Origin of the sequence: Streptomyces recifensis, from assembly GCF_002154615.1 — a bacterium.
Classification (GTDB): Bacteria; Actinomycetota; Actinomycetes; order Streptomycetales; family Streptomycetaceae; genus Streptomyces; species Streptomyces griseoluteus.
Window position 1 is genome coordinate 1 of the sequence record NZ_MUNH01000179.1, and the last position, 4,174, is coordinate 4,174.

Consider the following 4,174-nt stretch of genomic DNA (forward strand, 5'->3'; position numbering starts at 1 on the left):
TCCGGGCACACCGTCACCAGCGGCATCCCGGTCTTTCCCGGTGACGAGGCCGGCCCGTTCGGGGCGGCCCCGGCCGCCGACCGCCCGGCGTACACGGCCCCCAAGCCGCCCGCGCCCCAGGCGAAGGCCGCGCCGCAGCCCAAGAAGAAGGGCCGCAGCAAGCTGATGCTGCTGGTCGCCGCCGTGGTCGTCGTCGTGGGCGGTGCGTACGGCGCCGGACTGCTGATGAACCGCACCGATGTGCCCAAGGGCACCACCGTGCTCGGCGTGGACATCGGCGGCGGCACCCGTGACGACGCGGTCAAGAAGCTCGACGACGCCTTCCGGGACCGGGTCAACAAGCCGCTCCAGCTCTCCGTCGGCGGCGGCAACGTGGCCCTCACCCCGGACAAGGCGGGCCTGCAGTTCGACTACCAGGCCACGGTCAGCGACGCCGCCAAGAGCGACTACAACCCGCTCTCCGTGATCGGCTCCCTCTTCGGGCAGAAGCGGGTCGTCCAGCCGGTCACCCCGGTGGACGAGGAGAAGCTCCAGGTCGCCCTCCAGCAGGCGGGCGGCGGTTCGGGCTCGGTGGTCGAGGGCGGCATCAAGTTCGAGTCCGGCAAGGCCGTCGCCGTCTACGGCAAGCCCGGCAAGGCCATCGACGCGGCCGGCTCCACCAAGGCCGTCGAGCAGGCCTACCGCACCCTGGTGGAGACCGGCACCGCCACCCCGGTCACCGTCCCCACCACCACCAGGCAGCCGACGGTCCCGAACGCCGAGGTCGACCGCGAGATGAAGGCGTTCGCGGAACCCGCGATGTCCAACCTCGTCACCGTCCGGGTCGACGCGGCACACAGCATCAACTTCGGGCCCCGCTCGCTGCCGAAGATCCTCGGGTTCAAGGCGGTGGGCGGCAAGCTCACCGACACCTACAACCTCGAGGCGCTCAAGGAGGCGTACGGCACCACCTTCCAGGGCGTGAAGGTGGAGAGCGCCACCGGCAAGCGGGACGTGCTCCCGCAGGACGTCGTGGCGGCCCTGCGCAAGGCCCTGGTCGGCAGGACCGCGGCGGAGCGCGTCGGCACCATCGACACCAAGCCGAACTAGCCGGGCACCGCACGGCGAGGGCACCTGGACACGCTCCGGGTGCCCTCGCCGTCGTATGACATCTGTCATCCGCCACTCAGGACCGACGGCACTGCCGCCCGCACCCCCCTCCCGGCCAGCATGACGGGTATGACAACGACAGCGGTGGCGACCGCGACCGACGTGCCGGTGGTGGCCGGGTTCGAGCAGGTGAGCAAGGCGTACGGGAACGTGCGGGCGGTGGACGGGCTGTCGCTCGCGCTGCGGCCGGGGGAGACCGTCGCGCTGCTCGGGCCCAACGGGGCGGGGAAGTCCACGACGCTCGATCTGCTGCTCGGGCTGAAGCAGCCGGACGAGGGGCGGGTAACCGTGTTCGGGACTGGGCCGCGCGAGGCGATCGTCGCCGGGCGGGTCGGGGCGATGCTGCAGAGCGGCGGGCTGATGGAGGACGTGACGGTCGCCGAACTGGTCGGCCTCGCCTGCTCGTTGCACCCCCGCCCGCACCCCGCCTCCGAGGTGCTCGCCCGCGCCGGGATCACGCAGATCGCCGACCGCAAGGTCAACAAGCTCTCCGGCGGCCAGGCCCAGCGCGTCCGCTTCGCCCTGGCCACCGCCGGGGACAGCGACCTGATCGTGCTGGACGAGCCCACCACCGGCATGGACGTCTCCGCCCGGCACGCGTTCTGGGCCACCATGCGCGAGCAGGCCGACCAGGGCCGTACCGTCCTGTTCGCCACGCACTACCTCGAAGAGGCCGACGCCGTCGCGGACCGCGTGCTCGTCCTGCACCGGGGCCGGCTGCTGGCCGACGGCACCGCCGTCGAGATCAAGGCACGCGCGGGCGCCCGGCGGGTCTCCTTCGACCTGACCGGCGCCGTCGACGAGAGCGCGCTGGCCGCCCTGCCCGCGCTGACCTCGCTGGACGTCTCCGGGCAGACCGTCCGCATCCAGTCGGCCGACGCCGACGCCACCGTGCACGCCGTGTACGGGCTCGGCCTCTACCCCCGCAACCTGGAAGTCGCCGGCCTCGGCCTGGAGCAGGCTTTCGTCGCCATCACCGAGGCCGAGGAGGCCAAGCGCGCATGACCGGCATCCTCGCCTCACGGGCCCTGATCAGGCTGGAGCTCGCCCGCGCCCTGCGCAACCGCAAGTTCCTGTTCTTCTCCGTGCTCTATCCCTCGATCATCTTCCTGATCTTCGCGGGGAGTTCGGGCACCGACGAGAAGGTGGACGGCACCGGCCTGACCGTCGCCACCTACCTGATGGTCTCCATGGCCTCCTTCGGCGCCCTGACCGCCGTGCTGATGGGCAACAGCGAGCGCATCGCCAAGGAGCGGGAGAGCGGCTGGGTGCGCCAGCTCCGGCTGACCCCGCTCCCCGGCCACGGCTACGTCCTCGCCAAGACCGCGAGCGCCGCCGTGGTGAGCCTGCCGTCCATCGTGATGGTGTTCATCGTCGCCGCCGTCGTGAAGGACGTCCGCCTCCACGCCTGGCAGTGGCTCGCGCTCACCGGCGTCATCTGGGCCGGCAGCCTCGTCTTCGCCGCGCTCGGCGTCGCCATCGGCTACCTCGCCTCCGGGGACGCGGTCCGGCCCATCACGATGATCGTCTACTTCGCGCTCTCCCTCCTCGGCGGCCTGTGGATGCCCTCGGCCGGGTTCCCCCGCTGGCTCCAGGACATCGCCGAGTGGCTGCCGACGTACGCGTACGCTGCCCTGGGACGCGCGGTCGAGCAGAGCCAGGCCCCGCACGCGCGGGACGTCGCCGTCCTCGCCGTGTACTTCGTCCTCTTCGCGGGCGGCGCGGCCTGGCTGTACCGGAAGGACACGCTGAAGGCGTGAACGCGATGACGCAGGACCGGTACGCCGGGACCGGGGCGGACACCCCCGTGGGGCGTCCGCCGCGGAGCCGGCGCGAGCTGTGGGTGAAGCTGCTGTGGATCGGCGTCTGGCTGGTCTTCCTCAGCTCACCCGTCCACGACCTCGTGAGCGGCCGCCACGGGGCGGTGGCCACCTGGGCCGGAGCGGTGGGACTCACCGCGTTCGTCGCGGTCTACCTGGGGCTGGTCTTCCGCAACATGGGCCGGACCTTCTCCGGGCCCGCCGTCGTCGTGCTCCTGCTGGTCCTCGGCGTCCTCGCGCCGCTGCTCGCCTACACCCTGGGCAGCGCCTGGCTCGGCCTGTTCGTCTACCTCTCGGTGGCCTGCGGGGCGACCCTCCCCGCCAAGGCCACCTACTGGGCCATCCCGGCCTCGGCGGCCGTGATGTACCTGGTCGGACTGCACACCGGCGAGGAGGAGGCGCGCAACCTGATCCTGCTGGTGGTGCTGATCGGCTTCGCCATGACAGGCGTGCGGCAGCTCGTCCGCACCACCGTCGAGCTGCGCAAGGCGCGGGCGACCGTGGCGCAGCTCGCGGCCAACGAGGAGCGGCTGCGGCTCGCCCGTGACCTGCACGACCTGCTGGGGCACTCGCTGTCCCTGATCACGCTCAAGAGCGAGCTGGCGGGGCGGATGCTGCCGGGCCGGCCGGAGGAGGCCGCCCAGCAGGTCGCGGACATCGAGCGGGTCAGCCGGCAGGCGCTGGTCGACGTGCGGGAGGCCGTCACGGGGTACCGCCGGCCCCGGCTCGCCGCCGAACTCGCCGGTGCGCAGGTCGCGCTGACGGCCGCCGGGGTCGTCGCCGAGATCCCCGCCGAGCCCGACCTCGCCGGACTCCCCGAGGAGGCCGAGGCCGCGCTGGCGTGGACGCTGCGGGAGGCCGTCACCAACGTGGTCCGGCACAGCGGGGCCGAGCGGTGCGCGGTCGAGCTGCTGCACCGGCACACCCTGGACGGGCCGGTGCTGGAGCTGTCCGTCGAGGACAACGGCTCGGGCGGCTCCGGGAAGGGGCCCGGCAACGGGCTCACCGGGCTCGCGGAACGGCTCCAGGGGGCCGGGGGCACGCTGGAGGCGGGGCGGTCAGCCAAGGGATTCCGGGTGGTCGCCCGCGTCCCGTCGGCCGTCGTGGCGGACGTAGTATCCGGGTCATGACGAGCACGATCAAGGTCCTCCTCGCCGAGGACCAGTCGATGGTCCGCGAGGCGCTCGCCGCGCTGCTCGGGCTGG

Annotated in this window: 3 protein-coding genes and 2 pseudogenes; all 5 read left to right on the top strand. The window is 72.7% G+C overall.

Features of this window, described 5'->3' with window-relative positions; genetic code table 11:
• Positions 1–1,089 (top strand): annotated as a pseudogene (locus CCN33_RS11220) (hypothetical protein); the annotation flags it as partial.
• A gap of 129 nt (positions 1,090–1,218) precedes the next feature.
• Positions 1,219–2,154, top strand: coding sequence for an ABC transporter ATP-binding protein (locus CCN33_RS11225; protein WP_208621714.1), 936 nt, complete (start codon positions 1,219–1,221; stop codon positions 2,152–2,154).
• Positions 2,151–2,909, top strand: coding sequence for an ABC transporter permease (locus tag CCN33_RS11230; RefSeq protein WP_086693493.1), 759 nt, complete (start codon positions 2,151–2,153; stop codon positions 2,907–2,909). The genes CCN33_RS11225 and CCN33_RS11230 overlap by 4 nt, the downstream gene beginning before the upstream one ends.
• Positions 2,910–2,914: 5 nt before the next feature.
• Positions 2,915–4,099 carry a sensor histidine kinase gene (locus tag CCN33_RS11235; protein WP_086693494.1) on the top strand — a complete coding sequence of 395 codons (1,185 nt, stop codon included), beginning with the start codon at positions 2,915–2,917 and terminating at the stop codon, positions 4,097–4,099.
• Positions 4,096–4,174 (top strand): annotated as a pseudogene (locus CCN33_RS31950) (DNA-binding response regulator); the annotation flags it as partial. The gene CCN33_RS11235 and the pseudogene CCN33_RS31950, both read left to right, overlap by 4 nt.